General features: G+C 64.7%; 1 protein-coding gene. It reads right to left on the reverse strand.

All coding sequences use genetic code 11. The features are described 5' to 3' along the window. Positions 1–56: 56 nt before the first annotated feature. On the reverse strand, positions 57–924 hold an 868-nt coding region (locus OU26_RS09340; RefSeq protein WP_033499128.1), incomplete at its 5' end, for an IS256 family transposase.

Raw genomic sequence — 924 nt, forward strand, 5'->3', positions numbered from 1 at the left:
GAGGTAGTGCCCGAAAAGTTGCGCACTTTGGATCATGGCCGTCCATGGAGCGATGATCAGTTCGCTTCCACGAGGTTGTCATCGAACCGGGACATGTCGAGGTAACGGCGGGTCGACCATTCGTTCGCGGTGACGTACCGGATGCGCGCGCAGACGAGCATGAGCGCGCTGTTCCCGTCGGGGAAGCCGCCCACGACGCGCGTGCGCCGGCGGATCTCCCTGTTCAACCGCTCGATCATGTTGTTCGTGCGGATGCGCCTGCGGTGCCCGTCCGGGAACTCGTCCAGCAGGTAGGTCGTCGTCTCGCCGACGCCCTCCCGCAGGCAGTTGGCGGCGGCCCTCAGCCTCCTAGACCTCATCTCCGCGGCGACTTGTTCGGCTTTGTCCAGCGCGGATTCCCGGCTTTCCATGGCGAATACCGCCTTCAGGGCGGCGGACGCCCATTCCCTGTGGATCGGCGGGACCTTGGAGAGCACGTTGCGCATGAAATGCACCATGCAGCGTTGGTACTTCGCCTTGGGCAGCATCGAGCCGACCGTGGCCACCAGTCCGGCGCACCGGTCGCCGACCACGAGCCTGACGCCCTTCAGGCCGCGTTCGATCATGCCTCTGAAGAACTGCTCCCAGCTGGCCGAGTCCTCCCTCATGCCCTCCGTGACGCCGATGACCTCGCGATGCCCCTCCGCGTTGATTCCGATGGCGACCAGGACGCTCACGTTCTCCACGTGCCCGCCCCATGAGCGCTTGTGCCACACGCCGTCCACGAACACGTACGGGTATTCGGATTCCAACGGCCTCGTGCGCCACTGGTCGATCTCCCCGTAGATCCTTTTGAGCTTGTCGCTCAATGTCTGCGAGGGCATGCGGTCTCCCCACAGCAATTGGCTGATGTCGTCGACCTGGCGGGTGCTCACGCCCGCCAGG

It is taken from the genome of Bifidobacterium ruminantium DSM 6489, from assembly GCF_000770925.1.
GTDB classification, from domain to species: Bacteria; Actinomycetota; Actinomycetes; order Actinomycetales; family Bifidobacteriaceae; genus Bifidobacterium; species Bifidobacterium ruminantium.